Here is a 17010-nt window from a genome sequence, read left to right as displayed (position 1 = left end):
GCGGGGCCACCGTCATCCGGGAGTTCCTGGACGCCGATCTCGTCGACACCCTGCATGTGGCGGTCTCGCCGGTGAAGCTGGGGTCAGGCGTACGACTCTGGGAGTCGCCCGACGAGCTGCTCGACCGATTCCACCTCGACGTCGTCCCCAGCCCGAGCGGCGTGACCCACCACCTGTTCTGGCGCAAGTGACCGGACCTCAGGGAAGCCCCGGTCACTCGCAGTAGCTGTCACGTATTGGACGTGGGGTTGTGGGGGCGCATCTACCGATCCTGGCCACTACTGCCCGACGGCAGTCCCAACTTCACCGCCCGCGTCGACTTGGGGCTGCGCCCACCGACACCGTCACGGACCTCGACGTCCACTGGCGGATCACCGACAGCACCGTCGACTCCGCTGACTTCATCGCAAGCATCGAGATCGGCTTCGGCCAGAGCCTCGACAAGCTCGCGGCGACCTTCGCCGCGGACCGGCACGACACCGACACCACCGATATGAGGAGCACGAAATGACTGACTCGCCCGGCCGCAGGGTGACCGCGAATTTGTCCCTCTCCCTCGACGGGCGTTACCACGGTCCTGGCGGGCCCAGCGATTTCAGCATGTTCGCGCCGTACGTGACGTCCGAGGTCGCGCGGAGCCAGCTCACCCGCATCTGGGAGGGCGCGACGACGGCGCTGCTCGGTCGGATCAACGCCGAGGGATTTCTGGCGTACTGGCCCTCTGTCGCCGAGGACGAGAACGCCGATCCGCGTGATCGCGGATACGCGAAATGGCTGGTGGACACGGAAAAGGTGGTCCTCTCGACCACCCTGACCGAAGCGCCGTGGGAACACACCCGCATGGTGAACGCCTCGGCCGCCGACGTCGTTGCCGAACTCAAGGCCACCGGCGAGGGCGACATCCTCGTCAACAGCTGCCCCAGTGTCATCAAGCCGCTCCTTGCGGCAGATCTGATCGACCGGCTCTACCTCATGATCTTCCCCGAGATCGCGGGAGACGGGCAGCGGCTGTTCGACGACGGCCTGCCGGCTTCCAAGTGGAAGCTCACCCATCAGGAGACCGGTGAGCTGGGCGAACTCGCCATGGTCTACGACCGGGTCCGCTGAACCGGCCGGTCAGTGCACTCGGCTACCTCGTTCATCCGTTCCGGACCAGACGATGTCCAGGACGTAGAGGTGCGGATCGTCGGTGGCGGATCAACAGCGAGACCGGGATCCGACTTCACCGAGACGAATGAAGATCACCAACAGCATCCGAAAATCTTGCCAGAGCCACGTCCGTGTGTACGCCGACAGGTGTAGCCCAGCTCGCAATTCTCCGCAGCAGGTGGGTCACGTGGACCGCGGGATCGGCCTGGCGTCGTTCGTGGAGGTGGTCGCGAGCTGGCTTGCGCACCTGTCCGAGACTTCAGTGTCTGCGGCGTAGCAGCAGGATGTACGGCGGAATTGCGGCGGCCGCTGCCGCGACCATCGACAGTGCCGACAGTGCACCGTCGTGCGAGGGCATAGGCGCCGATCGCAGGCGTCTGCCGTCCTCGGAGCGGACGATGAGTTGGCAGCCGTCCTCCGTTATCTCCACCGCGTCGGCGATGCCGAAGCCAGTCTCGCGACATTCGTTGGTGGCCCGATACCCGGCGGCGAGCCACAACCCTGCGGCGACGAGCAGGGCCGCGGCCGAACCGGCCGGGGCTGCGGCGAGCCGCCGCCCCTTGCGGGAGGCGGCGGCTGGCGTAGTGCTGTCGTGATGTGTCATACGTCGCTGGCGGGGCAGTCGCCCTCTCCGTTCTCGTTCCTGACCGGTGGACCCCCGTCGTACCATTCGATGCAGCCGGGCACCCGCCAGTCCCGTTCCCGGTTGACGAACAGGTCTGTGGCGCGTTCGCCGGTACTGGGGTGAGGGCGCTCTGTACCGGCACCAGCCATTGAGCGCGCTCAGGATGAGTGCAGGTACCGGTATCGGGGTGAGCGCCCGTGCCACGCCAGCACCACCAGGCGAGCCGCTGCCGTAGCCCAGGGCGCCCACATGGTCGACACCGGTGTCGATCGTGCGCTGGAACGCACTCCCCGCACCCATCGGAGCCGCACCGGCGCCGCGGCCGCCGATGTGACCAGCCTGACCGCACTCGGCCTCACCGACGAACAACCCCGGCCATCCACCGAACCTGGGTACACGGGTTCGAGGAACGGGTCTGCCCGACGGGTACGCCACCGACGAACCCGCCTGAACAACCACCGCCCCCGCTTCTCTGCCAACCGGCAGGGGAGCGGGGGCGGTTCGCTGCGGGTGAAGGTCGACGCAATCAGCGCGGCGACCTCCAACAGGCCGGACGGCGAACGAACTCCGCTCAGGTAATGCCGCCATAGCACTTGCTCGTACCCCGGCCGCCATGCACCGTCACGAAGAGGTTGACCTTCTTGCCCTCCTTGAAGGAATCGTTGTCCCTCGCTTTGGCGCCCTTCTCCTTGAGGACCGCCTTGAACTTGAGCTCTCCGCTGACGTATCCGCGGACGGTCACCTTGGCGTTGGTCTGGTTCTCCGCCTCCCACACCTCGCCGTAGGACTGGAAGTGGGCATATCCGTTGTACTTGCTGTTGCCGCTCCAGTACCTCGACGCGAACAGGTCCAATCCATCCTTGTCCTTGGGGTGTTCGACCCTCGCGCAGGAGCGCTTCCATGAACCCATGGCTTCCACCGGCTCCGCGCCGGCGGTCGCGGTCGCAGTGCTGACGGCCGTACCTCCGGTCGCAAGCAGTGCCATCGCGGTGGCGCGCGCCACCGTCTTCTTGATCTTCACGCTCGTTCCCCCTTCGATCGCGGTCATCCCACACTGTCAACCGCACGAGCCACCGAACTCCAGGTGTTTCGGCGAGCCCCGAAACAACCGGGCGTGAGCGCAAAGACGTTGGACGTGGCGGTGGGTGATGAGGCAGGGTGGCGAGTCCGAGGAATGCTTCGTGGATGTCGTCGCGTCGTTCCCAGCGCATCCGCAGGCGGCGGAAGCCGTGTAGCCAGGCGATGGTGCGCTCGACCCCGTAGCGGAAGACGCCCAGGCCCGAGCCGTGACACCGTGAGCGGGATGCCCTGGCCGTCGGTGAGGACGTGGTGCTCGCTGCCCGGTCGCGCGCGGTCGACAGGGCTGGTTCGCTCTTGGGCCGGGCCGAGCGGCCCGGACGTGGGAGGAGTCGATCACCGCCCGCTACCAGTCCAGCGTCTTCGCCGCCCGCAGCTTTTGCAGCAGGACCAGGTGCAACTCGTCCCACACACCGGCTTCGTTCCAGGCGGCCGGGCGCCGCCAGCACGTCATCCCCGAGCCGAAGCCCAGCTCCTGGGGCAGGTACTCTCACTGGATGCCGGTGTGCAGCACGAACAGGATCCCGCACAGTGCCTGCCGTCCGGGGCCTGCGGCCGGCCCTCCACCAGCTTCGGACCTGGATCGGGCAGCAACGGCTCGATAAGCAACCGCAGTTCATCCGACACGATCCATGGCCGCGACTGTCGTTTCCCCACGAACAGACCAACAACCATCGAAGCCGACGTCACGTGATCAACAACTTCTGTTAGGACCTCTTAGCCTTCGACGGGTGAGCCGAGCACCACCGGCAGGCGGCGCAGGCCGTTGAGGGTGACCACGGTCCGTCGTCGCAGCGTTTCGTCGGCGGCATTGCGCAGCCGGGGGTGACGCCGGACGAGGGTGCCCACCGCCACCTCTGTCTCCAGCCGGGCCAGGGCGGCTCCGGTGCAGCGGTGGCGGCCGCGCCCGAAGGCCACATGTCCGCCGATGTCGTCGCGCTCCAGATCGAGCCGGTCGGCGTCCGCGAACCTGGCCGGGTCCCTGTTGGCTGCAGCGAGCGAGACCATCACCAGGCTCCCGGCTGGGATGAGCTGCCCGCCCACCTCCACGTCCTGCGCGGCGAAGCGCCACACTCCCATCCGCGCCGAACCGTCGTAGCGAAGGAACTCCTCGACGGCCGACGCCAGTCGGGCCGGGTCCTTGCGCACTGACGCCAGCAGCTGGGGGTGGTTGAGCAGGCCCTGCACCATGTTGCCGATGAACGCCCCTGTGGTGTCGAAGCCGGCCACCAGTAGGTGGTAGAGCACGGTCACCACGTCCTCGTCGGAGCCGCCGTCCTGCCGCACCTGGGTGGTGACCTCCCCTAACAGGTCCTTGTGCGGCTGGCTCGCGCGTTGCGCCACGTAACCCGTCAACAGCTCGAATGTACGCATGGCCGATGCCCGGATCCCGGCGACGTCCAGGGTGTCGTCGATCGACACGGTGCGGCGTACGAAGTCCAGGAAGTCCGGGCGGTCGTTCTCGGGCACGCCGACGAGTTCGCCCATCACACCCACGGACAGTGGTACGGCGAACTGCCCCAGCAGGTCGACCGGTTGGTTCGTGGGCAGCCCGTCCAGGAGCGTGTCCACGATCTCCTGGACGCGAGGGCGCAGCTCTCCCGTGCGCCGTGCCGTGAACGTTCCCGCGACGGCCGAGTTGTAGCGGTCGTGCTCCGGTGTATCGGCGCTCGACAGGTTCCGCCCGTACGCGGAGATCATGTCTCCTGCCGGTGAGTTCCAGTCGAGACCCTGCCACGTCTCGGGGAAGCGCCGCGTGTCGTGGATCATCCGCGGGTCGCCGAGCGCGGCCCGCACGTCTTCGTCACGGGTGAGCATCCAGGCTCGCAGCCCGTTGGGCAGTGCCACCTCGGCCACCGGCCGGTGCTCGCGGAACCAGGCGAGGACCGTCTGCGGAGCTTCGTGGAAGGCATCGCCGAACGGCGCGCCGGGGTCCACGGGGCACCGCGACTCGGCGGCACGGGTTTCGGTGCTGTCGCTTGTGGGGTTCATGACGGGCTGCCTTTCGTTGCGCGGCGGTCGGGGTGCCCTGGGGTGGCACGGGCTTCAGAACAGGGTGATCTCGTGGTGCAGTCCCGGCGGGCGGGGCCGCCCGATCAGAACCTGGATCATCGGATCCAGGTGTTGGTCGTCAAGACCCAGCACGGCGAGCAGCCGGTCCGGGTCGTAGCCGCAGTGCGCCTGGCACGCCAACGAATCGGCCGCCGCTGACAGATGGCACCGCTGCACCGCCACGCCCGCCTCCATGCCCTGAACCCGCAGCCACCGGTCGCCGTATTGCGGCAGCGCGGCCTCGTAGTCGGTGAGCAGGGTCAGCACCAGCGGGGTGTTCCGGAGGTCGAACACCCCGTTGTTCAGGGTGTATTGGAGAGCGTGACGGACATCACCCGCCCGCAGCAGCCCGATCCGCCTCCCCGCGTCGGAGACGAGGTACACGCCGGGGGCGACTCCCTCGACCTCGCCGATCGCGGCCACGAACGCCGTCTGGGAGAACGGCACGCCGCCGGGCAGGTCCGATGCGTACGGTGCGCAGGCGCGCTGCAACAGGCGCCCGAACTCGGCGGTGTCGAGAGTCCCGGGAGCGGTGAAGCCCATCGACGTGTGCCGGGCCGTCCACGCGTCGGGGCGTCGCGGCTGAGCGGGTACGTCGGTCCAGGACCGTACGCCGGCTGCCAGGCGGGGCAGGAGCGGCGGGATGACGGTCGTGGGCGGGGAGTGGTGCGAGCGTGCGGCGTCCTCGACGGGATCGCCAGTGGGCCGGTTCCCGCCCCGGGACTCAACGTGCGGGAGTCCGTTCGTGACGGGCATGACGGGCATGACGGGCATGGCGGAAGCGCAGGGAGTCAGCGTTGCGTAGCTGCGCGTCTGGGTGCCGTCCACCCGGATCCGATCGTCGAGTGCGGCGTCGGAGAACCAGTAGCGGACCCGCAGCGGACTCCCGTCGGCCTCCGCTACTGCGAGTGCCTGGCCGACCAGGACCCCGGCGTCCATGGACTGGAGACGGTAGGCGAACTCCCCGTACTTGAAACGGGTCCGCCAGGGAGTCACCGCGACGACGAGCTGGTCCTGCGGGGTGCTCACGGGCGGGTGCTCAGTGGCGGGCGGCACCGCCAGGGCGTGGTGAGCGGGCTCGTATCGGCCGGTAGGCACCTCCGGCAGCAACTGCCCTGGCAGCACGTGCAGTTCCGCAGGGTAGCGCTGTCCCGCAGATGCGATCACCCGGTGTACGGGGCCGAGGAAGCGCCCGCTGCCGGAGCGCGCTCCTGCCTCGCACCGTAGCCGCGACACCCCTGCGACGCGGCGTAGCACCGACCCCAGCGGGGCGGCCCGTGGCGTGAGGGGGACCAGATCGCGCCCGTCCCGGTCGGGGCCTTCGGCGGGTAGGTGCGACCAGTCGACGTCCTGTGGGATGTGGACGCCGGTGCGGTGCTTTCGTATGTAGCGCAACCCGAGCGTTCCTGGGACGCCGGCGGCCAAGTCCCGTGCCGCCGAAGAGAGATACGGCCGCTCCTGTGTGTACTGTTCGGCCAGTTCCGCGACGAGGTGGCAGAGCGCGAGGCGCTGAGCGGGCAGGACGCCGAGCCGGGTCATGTGCAGGTAGCCCCAGTTGATCAGGACCCGGTGCAGTCGCAGGACCGGGTCCTGGGCCGCGGCCGTGAGCCAGCGGGGGTCACGCTGGAGAGAGTGGTGGAACGTGCTGCGGCGTAGCAGCGCCTCGTCCCAGGTCGTTTCGCCGTTGCGTCCGGCCAGGGGCAGGTGCAGCTTGTCGGCGGCAAGCAGCACACGGACGTGCGGTATGAGTCGCTCCACGCCGTCGAGGAAGGTTCGTACTCCCGGCAGGTCGTCCTCCGTAGGCGCATTCCGGGAATTGAGCAGCTGCTCGGCGAGCGGGTGCAGGGCCGGGGCCCAGCGTTCGGCGAACTGGGCCAGTTCGCGGCGGAGTTGATCGGGGCGAGGGGACTCCATGACGGCGCCCTCGACATGCGAGCGGTACGACATCGCGCCGAGGCTCAGCGCCCCGGGAAAGCGCATCGCGCTGTGGAGCATGAGCATCACGGCGGCTCGGGCACGGTCACTGCCGTGCCCGGCGGCCGTCCGTGCCCGCCAGTGGCCGAGCGTACGCAGGGCGGTGTCGGTCGACAGGTCGTGGAAACGGTCGAACAGGTCGACGGCGGCCGGGCCGCCGAGCTGCTCGGAGCGGTCCCGATGCTCCACGGCCAGCAGTGAGTTGTCGGGCTGCGGCGGCAGATCGTCCACGACGCCTTCGCGCGAGCCCAGATCGCCGGGCGCGGCATGGTGGGGCGTGGAGTCCTGTCCCGACTGTGGCGAGCGTGCGAGATGGTCGAGGCAGTGGGCCCGCAGGTGCTCGGCGACGCGGTCCGTGTGTTCCTTGTCGACCAGGAGGGCGACGCGGATGTTGGGGCCGCCCTGCCACTCCCGGAAGAAGTGCCGCGCACGGCAGTACGGTGCGGCGTCCCGCAGCAGGGGGGCGACGAGATGGGTGAGCAGCCCGTCCGGGTCGGTCCGGTGGTAGAGCCGGTGGTCCTGCCACACGACGGGATCGATCGGCCGGGTCATCCGTTCTCCTTGTCCGTCAGGGACAGCGCCGTGAGGGCCGCGGCTGCCTCCTCGAGCAGGTTGAGTCCCAGGCGGTTGCAGTGGGTGTGCCAGGCGTGCAGCAGCGCTTGCGCGGAGCCGTCGGTGCGCGGAACGGCCAGGCAGTACCGAGCCATTGTGGTGGCGGCACGATCCGGTTCCGGCCACGCGGAGTTGCGCGCGAGGCGGGCGCGGTGCCGTACGTCCGGAGCCTCGTGGCCCGCCAGGAGGTCAGCCCACTCCGCGAAGGCGCCAGGGAGCGGCGGGCAGCCGGTGGGGGGCGGTGCGGCCAGCAGGGAGCGCAGCGTGTCGACGGCGTGCCGGGTGCGCGTCTGCCAGCCGTGGCGCAGATGCAGCTGGAGCGTGACCTTGCTGGAGGCCGTGAGGAAGGACAGTGTCCGCGGCTGGCCGGTGCACGTGGGCGCCCGTGGCATCCAGCCGCCGGTGAACTCCTCGACCCGCACCGTACGGGAGGGCAGCAGCGGTGCCACGGGGCGGCCGGTCTCCTCGCGGCTACGGATCCAGGCCGACGACGCGGTGTACTCGGCCTCGCCGAGCGGACGCTGCTCCGGATTGCCCTCGGCCCACTGTCGCGCGGCCGTACAGAGCAGCTTCCCCGCCCGGTCGCGCTGGCCGGGCGTACCGCACAGCGCCCGCAGTCGCAGGTGGGGCCCGCCTTCCCAGTAGCGCAGGAAGAACCAGGCCGAGGCGTCGACTTCGACGGCGGTGTCCCGGAGGAGTCCCGCCAACTGCCCGATGTGCCGGTCGAGGTCACTGTGCGCGTAGACGTGCACGGACAGCCAACTCGGCGCCGCACGCGCCGTAGCGCCGTCGGTCGCGGGAGCGAAGTCAGCCACATCAGCTACGTCAGTCACGTGAGCCATGTCCGCCACGTCAGCCATGTCCGTCATTTCTGGGGGTTACCTCCCACACCACCTCGGCGAGCCATCGTCTGCCGTCGTCCGCCACGGGCGCGTGCGCCGCGTCCGGCAGCGCTTCCTGGAAGAGGAGGCGCCGCGCTTCGCGGCGCGTCATGCGGTCGATCTGGACCATGCCGAGCGGCGAGTTCAGATCGATGGGCATGGGCTTGCGGTGCTTGTCGTCGCCGGATCCGCTGACGGCGCGCAGATATGACCAGGCGGGAATGGAACAGTCGCGTCGCCAGGCGTCGATGCGCTCGGCGTAGCCGAACAGGCTCTCTCCCGTGGCGCGTCGGGGCACCTGGTCCGACTCGACGATGACGGTGCGCCGCAGCAGCACGACACCGCCCAGCTCCACCCTCGGCACCAGCCTGCACCCCGCATCGGTGAGCTGGCCCTCGGGAGCGATGACGGGCTGCACGCGGTGTTCGGGTGGCGGGCCGAACAGGCGCAGGAGCAGGCGCAGTACGGGTGGATAGTGGAAGTCGGCCATACGTCCGCGCGGTACGACGCGCAGCCGCCTGCCCCGGTAGGCGAGGGCCATCCGCCCCTCGCCCAGGACGACGCGGCACTCCCGTGCGTCGATCCGCTCCCCGCCGGTGGAGGGGGCTCGTGCGGACGTCCCTTGAGCGACCGCCAGTTCCGGCAGCGCGCCGAGCACTCTCAGGTTGACGTTGCTGTCCGCGACCGCGCCGATTTCCACGTCCACGGTGTCGCGCAGGGGCATGGGCAGGCTGTCCGGCCAGGCGTGGCGCTGCTCGGTGTTCAGGCCGATGCGGTCCAGGATCCTCTGGATGTGCGCGTCGGCCCGGCCGCAGCCGTCCTCCACGGAGTTCACGACGAACCGGGGCCGTCCCTCCTGTCGTACGGGGTGTCCGTAGAAGGCGAGTCGGGTGGTGAGGCTGTCGGGGCGGGCGGGCGCCCGGGGGAGGGTGTCGATCCGCAGCACCCCGTCGGTCACCGGCGAGGAGGTCAGCAGCCGGCGCAGGCCCACCAGCCCCGGATCGTTGGCGGGAGGCAGCCGGAACTCGTCGCTCCACAGTTCTTCCATGCCGGGTACGCCGCTGCCCGCGGCGCGGGCCAGCTCATGGAGTGCGACGGCCAGCGGAACCGGGCGGTGAGGGCCGAACACCTCGGCCAGATGGGCCTCGGCGCGCCTGCGCGGCGCCGACCAGGGGTCCGCGTGGCCTATCCAGCCAGCGACGGTGCGCAGCGAGTCGCGCAGGGGCGCCCACGTCGCCGCGTCGAGGGTGAGCCGTCCGGCCGTCAGGACGGTGTCGGCGTAGGCGGGGGCGCCGTAGCGCAGGGCGTGGGAGGGCCAGGACAGGCGGTGGCTGAGGGAGTTGAGGGTACGGGCCAGAGCCGGGGCGGCTGTGTCGGCTTCCGGGCCGGTCAGAGCGTCGGCGGCGTCCGCTACCTCGGTGAGGATGGCGGCGGCGTCCTTGCGGACGCCTGCGTGCCGTGCCGCCGCGCGGAGCGGGGCCGGGTGGTGGAGCGGCGTCGCGTCGGCGTTGACGAGCAGGGCCGCGTCGACGAGACGGGTGAGGGTCCGCTCTGCGTGGGCCGGGCCGGATCCCGTCACCTCGAAGAGAGCTCGGGCAGCGTCGGCGGCGCGTCGCCCCTCGGGCGGCCAGGCGTCGATCAGCTTGCGCAGCACGGGGGCGGTGCGGATACGTCGTACGGCATCGCAGTTCGGGGTGATCGCGTAGAAGGCGCCTTCGGACTCGACCACGCTCGGATTGATCACCAGGCGGGTGTCCGGGGAGAGCTGGCGCAGAAGAGTCAGGGTGATGAAGGCGTTGAGTTCGGAGTGGTGCACGCGCGGGCGGAGTTCGCCCTCCCAGCGATCGGTGGAGTGCACCGGGCCGGGCATGCCCGAGGCGGGATCGTCCAGGAGCACTCCGTGCGCCCAGGCGCTGAGGCTTCCCCGGGGTGTGCTCTTGAGACACGCGCGCATCACGAAGGTGTACGCGCTCAGAGCCGTGTCCATGTCCGGTGCCTCTCCCCGCCGAAGGTCGGCCTCCGCCCGCTCCAGCGCCGCGATCAACGGTGAGTCGGAGCGGCGCAGTTCGAGGCTGATCGCGGGCAGCAGCGCGGTGCGCACAGCGGCGGCCCCGCTGCGGTCCATCTCGCTGTTCCACGTCTCCTCGGTCGACCGGCGTATGAGCTCGGCCTCCACCAGGAGCCGGTCCCATTCCCGCACGGCCTGCTGCGCCGCAGGCGGCAGCAGGGGGACGAGCTTCTCCGCGAGGCGCCGGGCACGCGCGGCGCGTCCGTTGTGCAGGGAGCGGCGCAGATCGAGGAGAGCGCTGCGATCGCGGCCCGGAGGGAGGGCGGCGACCGCGTCGTACAGGATGTCCGAGCAGCGCGCGGCCTGGAGCCGTACCGCGTTGTCCGAGTCCCGGCACCGCCGTAGTCCGGTGGCGGCGCAGGGGGAGCGCAGCGCGTCCACCGTCCCGGCAGGGAACGCGGGGACGCGCACGACGTAGGCCGTGCACCTGGGTGTGTCCGACGGGGACGTGCCCAAAGCGTTCACGAGTCCTTTCACGGTGCTCGTCACACTCCTCCTTCCAGGGCGAAGCGGTACCGCGCCGAGGGGCGCCGGTGGCTCAGGAGTACGGCGAACGGGGCGACCCAGCGGCCAGGCCCGCACACGTCGCGTACGGGCCCGGTGAGGAACCCGTTGTGCACGCGCGCCACCAGGCCCGCCGCGCTCGCGGCCATCAGCAGGCGCAGTGCGGCCTCCCCGGTGCGCAGGTGCAGTTCGGTGTAGGCACGCGCCGCGTCGTGCCGGAGCCAGTCGTCGAGGTCGGCCACGATGAACAGGGTCGCCGGGGCTTGGTGCGCGTTGGTCGACGCCACCATCTGGCAGCGCCGGAGAAAGGAGTCGAGGGACCTGCTCGGGAGGAGCTGGTGGGTAGCTGGCGGCGGTAGGGGTGGTCGCGCCACGTGGTGGGCGGGCTGGTCATGGCGGAACAGACCGGGCTCAGCGCCGGTTACCGCGCGCCGTGCGACGAGCAGCGTGGGTTGTGGCAGTCCATGCCACAGGCCGGGAAAGGCGGTGGTGAGGGCGGCGGTGCACAGACGACGCAGGGTCCCGGCGTCGATGGGGTGGGGGGCGGGGACGAACCCCGGGTCGCCGGAGTCCCGGGAGGTGCGCAAGCGTTGCCAGGGGGGCCGCGAGGGGGAGGGGGAGTCGGGCTCCGAGGGGTCGGTGTCACCCGCCGGGCTCCGGCGGGGCGGCGCACCGGCGAACGCGCGGTGCGCCGCCGAGGAGAGGACACCCAGCTCAGTGAGGGCCGCGCAGGGGCGCCGTACGGCAGGTGCCGGAAGGTCCGGTGCCGGGAAGATTGCCTCGGTCACCGTTCCGGTCAGCTCGATCAGCGTGAACGCGCACTCATGCTGCCCGTCGAGCGACAGCAACCGCTCGATCGCGTACGGGCGATGAGCTAGGTCCGGCGCCGCCCGCAGCCCCAAGGATCGGGCGGCCAGGAGCAGTGCGCCGGTCAGTAGCCCGGCCTCTTGGCAGACCAGCCGATAGGCGTAGTCGCCGTAGTGCGCACCGGTCGTACCGGGCGCCGCGGTCACTGCGCACCGGATCCTGGTCCAGCGGCTGTGCCTGAACGGGGTCTGGCTGCGCAGGTGCTGGTGCTCGGGGTGGTAGCGGGCGATGTCCGGATCGTTGTCATCGTCTCCCTGCCCGATGACCCAGACCGAACAGGGGAAGACGCAGCGCGCCGACGGGGCGACACGGTGGTGGCGCCACGAGGACTGGGGCCCGAACTCCACGCAGGAGACGCCGGCGCCCAGCGACAGCAGCGCGGCGAGCGCCGGGAGGTCAAGCGCCGCACCTGCCCCCGGACCACGTGCCTGGGCGGGTGACGGCGTCCAGTCGACCAACGGGGTGCGCACCACCGGCGGCAGCCGCCGCACCCACTCGATGGCGTGGGGCACCCTGACCCACGGCGGCGGTTCGGCGGGCAACCCGCGGGGCACTGCCGACGGCATGCGGTCGAAGGTCAGCTCCGCATACCGCTCGGCGGCGCCTGTGATCGGCTCGGTGCTCACGGGAACGGATGCGGATGCGGATTGAGGTCGTCCCGGCTCAGCGGTGCCGCGCATCGGCCCAGGGCCACCGGGGCGTGCAGCAGCCGGTCGAGCCCGTTCAGCCGCCGTGCCCAGTGGCCGAAGGTCATCGGGATGGCCCCCGGGACGAGCACCTTGGCGCAGCGGAACCCGCCGAGTCGCTGGTCGGCATTGGTCTGGTCGACCACCAGCACGTCGAGTCCGGCGTCGGTGACGCGCCGTGTGACATCGGCGAGGTCCTCGCGCAGATCGGTGTGCCGGTCGGGCGGGAGGTGCATGGCCTGAGCCTGGGCCAGGGAGACCCGCGCCCGGGGGCTGAGCAGGAACTCAAGACGGTCGAAGGCTTCCGGCGCGCAGTACAGCATGCGGTGGTCCTCCATGTGCCGCACCTTGCCCGGGTCTTGCAGCATCCCGGCGATGAGGTGCCGGTGGGAGCGGTACGCGGGCGGGAACTCTGCGGTGAAGGGCGCCAGTTCGAGCAGTGCGGAACGGAACGCCTTGTGCAGGTCCAGATGTGCGCCGCCCGCACACAGGGCCCGTGGCTGGCCCGCTCGCTCCCGCTCGTCCACCGCGAGGACCCACACGGCCGGAACACCTAGGTCGGTGGTGATGTCATAGAGCCGGATGCGGTAGCCGCTCAGCCACTCGATGCGCTCCACCATCAGCGCCAGCTCGGAGTCCCGGCGCGGGTCGAGGACGACCTCGACGGGGGCGATCCGGCTGTACCACGTCAGCAGGAAGGCGTCGCGCTCGGCGATCTCGAAGAGCCCGTACAGCGCGGCCTCCGGCAGGTTCGCGCCCAGCGCACAGCCATTGGAGATCTCGTACGCGAGAGCGGGCCGCGGTGTCGGCCGGTAGAGCGGCTCGTAGTAGGCGAGACACTCCGGTACGAGTACGGCGCGGTCCTCGCCGAGGGACCGGGCCCAGACCCACGACAGTTCGAGGTCTTCGCCGAACTCCTGGAAGGGGAAGCCCTCGATCAGGTACTGCTCGGGATCGTGCAGCCCGAAGCGCCGGGGATCGACGGCGTCCGCGCGCAACTGCGCCCAGCTGCCGTGCACCACGGTGCGGCGGCCGCTCGGCTGCACGCCCGCCGACCGTTCGAGCCCCTCGGTCAGCGCGGTCATCTCGGCAGCCAGGTAGGTGGTCTGCCGGCCGAAGCCGATCTCCTGGGAGGTGGTCACCCGCAGCCCGGTCGGCGCGGTGGCGGAGGGGAACAGCCCGTGGGCGCTGCGCCGCAGCCTGCGTACGAGACCGGCGTTCTCGTCCACGTACAGGGTGCGCAGCCGGTCCGAGGACGCCAGCAGGTCGCTGCCGCGGTAGTTCGCGGGAGCCTTCTTGGGCAGCGGCATGTCGTATTCGTCTGCCGGGGGCGGCGCGTCGTCGGGCAGGTCCGAGCAGACCGGGCACAGCGGGTCCGGCAGGAAGCGCCCGGGTGTCACGGTGAGATCGCTCAGACCGAGCGTGAGGAACGCCCGGTGTGGAGGGAGTTCGCGGGAGTCGAGGGACAGGCACTGCTCGGCGAGGGCGTGGCTCAGGGCGGGCAGGAGGGCGTGGCGGTCCGCGAAGCACACGGAGCCGTCACGCACACGGTCCGCGATCCGGGGGTACGCCTCGGGGCGGCAGCCCGTGCGCCGGGTGACGAAGCAGCGCAGACAGCCCGTCCGGCCCGGTGCCAGGACGGGGCCCACCACGATGTGGCCCGGCTCCCACCACAGCGGGATGACGGTGGTGCCCGCCGCCGTCCGCGCCTCGATGCGCCGGACCTCCTGATCACTGGGCGGACCGGCCAGCTCATGGATCATCGGGCTCGTCCGCTGCCGGGTCGCCGTCACCGCGTCTCCTCGCCCGGAGCGGGTGACAGGACGACCGCGGCGCAGTGTGTGCGCCCGACGGCACGCAGGGCCGGGTGCGGCGTCGGAGCCAGGGCGAGCAGCCGTGTCGTGGGCGGCAGCCAGTCCCGCAGCCACTGCGCGGCGCGGGACGCGGCGGCCGCCGCCGGCCCTGTGGGGGCTGCGGATGCGGTGGGCGCCGTGAAGTGCGGGTCATCAAGCGTGAGGTCGATGGGCGCGGGCCGTAACGGCTCCCGGAAAATGTCCTCCTGGAGCGCCCGTACCGCGTCGTACAGCGCGTCCGTACCGGCGGCAGCCGCGTCGGATGCGCTGCCGACACCCACCGTGCCATCGCCGCAGTCGGCCCGCACTACCGCCCATCCTCCGAGGTCGCACACGGTGCTCAGCGCGGGACGGTGTCCGGCCGCCTCCAGGATGCTGTGCAGGCGCGGCACTTCGGGGCCGTCCGCGGCACACGGCGCGCCCGGGGCGGGTGCTGCTGCGCGGAGCAGCCGTACGGCGAGGCGGCCGAGCGCGCACGCCATGGCCTCGTCGCGGGCCGTCGCCGAAGCCAGGGCGATCGGCGTGGAGTTGTCCTGCCAGGAGGCGAGGCGACCGGCCGGAAGGGCCACCGCCTCGCCGGTGACGAGGTCGACGGCTTGCACCGATTCCTGCGCTGCCAGGGCCGCCCACCCCGCTGCCTCCGCTGCCGCGAGGACCGCAGCGACCCGTGCGGACAGCAGATCGGGCCCGTCCCCCTCCACCGCGACGAGGCGTTCGGCGTCCGATGTGCCGCCTGGCTCCTCGTCCGGCAGCGCGACCGTGGCACGGCAGCGGTGCAGCGGGATCTGAGTGAGCATTCCCTCGTCCACGTCCCTGATCATCCCGTCCCGCGCATCCACCAAGCGGCTCAACTCCCGGGAGGCCAGGGCACTCTCGGCAGCCGGAGGCGGCAGCGCGGCGGCCCAGCCGGCGGCCGCCGTGGGTGCCTCGGCCGCGGGATCCGTCGGGAGCAGGGCCAGCGCGCGCAGGTTCACCTCGTCGCTGACGAGGGTCGCCAGATCGACGCGTACCGCGTGCTCCCTGAAGTCGTCGGCCGGTACCCCGGTGATCTCCTTGAACGCGGCGAAGGCCAGTTGCGCCGCGACGATCCGGGCAGTGGGTTCCGCGAGGAACACGCTGCGACGCCCGGCCCCGGTCACGCCCGCCCTGGCCCACAGGTCGGAAGCGCGCACAACCGCGTCCGGCTCGCACAGCGGCCCGAGCCATACGTGGTCCTCGTGAACGGCCCCGTACAGGACCCTCTTCCCGGCCCGGCGGCTCGTGGCGTCGATCCGGTGCGCGAGATGCGGGTCGAAGTCGTCGCCGAAGTGCAGCACGATCTCGTTCGCACCCAGCAGGCTCGCCAACTCGGCGTCCGCGCCCCCGCCTTCCGTGGCCACGCCGCCGACGGCCGGGAGCCGTGCCGTGCGGACGGTGATCCCCGGATCCCGCTCTCGTGCTGTCGCCAGGGCGGGTTTGAGGGCAGCCTCGAGTTCGACCGTCGACGTCGAAGGGCCCGAAAGGAGCGTCGTCACACGACGGTTGCCGAGCTGGAGCAAGGCGCACACCAAGCCCTCCAGGACCAGCCCCGATCCCACGCACAGCACAGGGGTCTCTCGAAACACCTCGTAGCGCGCCGCAGGGGAGTCGCGGAAGTACTCGATGAACGCCAACTCGCCCGAATAGTCGCGCAGTTCACCATCCGTGAGCCCGTGCGGACGGTCGTGGCCCGCATCGCGTACGAATCTGGCTTCGGCCAGGCGCTGCAGCAGCCCCCGGACCTGCTCGGCGACAGAGGGCGCCAGCCCTGAGACGAGTCGGCCCACCTCCACGGTCCCATCGAGATGTGGAGCGATCCTGTCCACCAGCTCGTACGACGACTTGCCCCGGATGGTCAGGGACGAGGCGTTGCACAGCAGGAACGCGCCGTCTTCGTGCGGGACCCACAAGGCGTCGGTGCGCAGCCGGGGCCGTGAGCTGTCTCCCCACACCGAGGAAGGCGGGGTTCGCGGGGCCGTAGGACTCTGCATGCTTCCCTTTCAGCCGCTGCCGGGCGAACGCCGGCCGGATCGTGTCGGAAACGGCCGACCCACACAGTGGCGGGTCGGCCGCGTCGTTCCGTCAGGTCGAGCAGCTGCACGATGACGTGGAGCAGCAACACGATGCGCCGACTTCGGTCAGGCCGTGGCCCATACGCAGCGACTCAAGACCGCCCTCGGAGTCCGCAGAGAATTCGAAGCTCTCCACGTCGAGGTCACTCAGGTCCAGAGACGAATGCTCCGGCGTACCCGGGATACTCTTCTCCATTTTTGCGCCTCCCTTCCGCATATTCAGGGTTGGAACATCCCGACTCTGTCGCACGTTCGGGGACGATGACATCACGCGTCAAGGGTCAACCACCCGCCTACCGGACTAGTCCGAAGTAGTTCTCGATGGACTAGGCGGAAGGGTGACCAGAGATCGGAAAGCGCCCATGGCGAGTGCCGGAAATTGGCAAGAAGGGCTGTCGAATCCGCCCCGCTGTGTGGGTAGGGTGGTGTAGTGGGGTTGTACCTTCACGGAGGTTGTTCCGTGGCCGTTGCGAGCAGTAGCCGTTCCGCTGCCGACGACACGGATGCCGTGGCCGCAGGAAGAGTTGGAACCGGTGCGCCGTCGAACGTGTCGCCGACCGACCGCGGCGATG

General features: G+C 70.6%; 12 protein-coding genes and 2 pseudogenes. 3 read left to right on the top strand and 11 right to left on the bottom strand.

From position 1 onward, the window contains the following. The 3 genes and pseudogenes from AC5P1C_RS37215 to AC5P1C_RS37205 form a co-directional block, all read left to right on the top strand. Positions 1-191: dihydrofolate reductase family protein (locus tag AC5P1C_RS37215; protein WP_493870389.1), on the top strand; the 191-nt coding region annotated here is incomplete at its 5' end. A gap of 72 nt (positions 192-263) precedes the next feature. Next, positions 264-511, top strand: a pseudogene (locus tag AC5P1C_RS37210) (metalloregulator ArsR/SmtB family transcription factor); the annotation flags it as partial. After that, the gene (locus tag AC5P1C_RS37205; protein WP_493870388.1) at positions 508-1107 is read left to right on the top strand and encodes a dihydrofolate reductase family protein; all 600 of its coding nucleotides are present in this window, start codon (positions 508-510) and stop codon (positions 1105-1107) included. The pseudogene AC5P1C_RS37210 and the gene AC5P1C_RS37205, both read left to right, overlap by 4 nt. 301 nt (positions 1108-1408) lie before the next feature. Here the strand turns inward: AC5P1C_RS37205 and AC5P1C_RS37200 are convergent, their stop codons facing one another. From AC5P1C_RS37200 to AC5P1C_RS37150, 11 genes and pseudogenes are all read right to left on the bottom strand, one after another. Beyond that, on the bottom strand, positions 1409-1753 hold the full coding sequence (locus AC5P1C_RS37200) for a hypothetical protein (protein ID WP_493870387.1): 345 nt from the start codon (positions 1751-1753) through the stop codon (positions 1409-1411). A gap of 592 nt (positions 1754-2345) precedes the next feature. Further along, complete coding sequence (locus AC5P1C_RS37195; RefSeq protein WP_493870391.1) at positions 2346-2795, bottom strand: hypothetical protein; 450 nt, start codon at positions 2793-2795, stop codon at positions 2346-2348. A gap of 142 nt (positions 2796-2937) precedes the next feature. After that, positions 2938-3526 (bottom strand): annotated as a pseudogene (locus AC5P1C_RS37190) (transposase); the annotation flags it as partial. A 42-nt stretch (positions 3527-3568) separates the two neighbouring features. After that, positions 3569-4843, bottom strand: a complete 1275-nt coding sequence (locus AC5P1C_RS37185; RefSeq protein WP_493870386.1) for a cytochrome P450 family protein — start codon at positions 4841-4843, stop codon at positions 3569-3571. A 54-nt stretch (positions 4844-4897) separates the two neighbouring features. Continuing rightward, the gene (locus tag AC5P1C_RS37180; RefSeq protein ID WP_493870385.1) at positions 4898-7429 is read right to left on the bottom strand and encodes a lantibiotic dehydratase C-terminal domain-containing protein; all 2532 of its coding nucleotides are present in this window, start codon (positions 7427-7429) and stop codon (positions 4898-4900) included. After that, positions 7426-8331: a lantibiotic dehydratase C-terminal domain-containing protein gene (locus AC5P1C_RS37175; protein ID WP_493870384.1), complete on the bottom strand. Its 906-nt coding sequence runs from the start codon at positions 8329-8331 to the stop codon at positions 7426-7428. Before AC5P1C_RS37175 ends, AC5P1C_RS37180 begins: the two co-directional genes overlap by 4 nt. 10 nt (positions 8332-8341) lie before the next feature. After that, positions 8342-10927: a lantibiotic dehydratase family protein gene (locus AC5P1C_RS37170; protein WP_493870383.1), complete on the bottom strand. Its 2586-nt coding sequence runs from the start codon at positions 10925-10927 to the stop codon at positions 8342-8344. Continuing rightward, on the bottom strand, positions 10924-12435 hold the full coding sequence (locus tag AC5P1C_RS37165) for a nitroreductase family protein (protein ID WP_493870382.1): 1512 nt from the start codon (positions 12433-12435) through the stop codon (positions 10924-10926). Before AC5P1C_RS37165 ends, AC5P1C_RS37170 begins: the two co-directional genes overlap by 4 nt. After that, a complete protein-coding gene (locus tag AC5P1C_RS37160; RefSeq protein WP_493870381.1) occupies positions 12432-14288 on the bottom strand; it encodes a TOMM precursor leader peptide-binding protein in 1857 nt (618 codons plus the stop codon). Before AC5P1C_RS37160 ends, AC5P1C_RS37165 begins: the two co-directional genes overlap by 4 nt. Then, positions 14285-16357 carry a hypothetical protein gene (locus AC5P1C_RS37155; protein WP_493870380.1) on the bottom strand — a complete coding sequence of 691 codons (2073 nt, stop codon included), beginning with the start codon at positions 16355-16357 and terminating at the stop codon, positions 14285-14287. The genes AC5P1C_RS37160 and AC5P1C_RS37155 overlap by 4 nt, the downstream gene beginning before the upstream one ends. Positions 16358-16448: 91 nt before the next feature. After that, the gene (locus tag AC5P1C_RS37150; RefSeq protein WP_399396755.1) at positions 16449-16634 is read right to left on the bottom strand and encodes a thiomuracin/GE37468 family thiazolyl RiPP peptide; all 186 of its coding nucleotides are present in this window, start codon (positions 16632-16634) and stop codon (positions 16449-16451) included. Positions 16635-17010 lie beyond the last annotated feature (376 nt).

The sequence above is a fragment of the Streptomyces sp. A18 genome, from assembly GCF_059026065.1.
The sequence above is the reverse complement of the archived record's forward strand: the minus strand, read 5'-3'. Positions and strand labels throughout refer to the sequence as shown.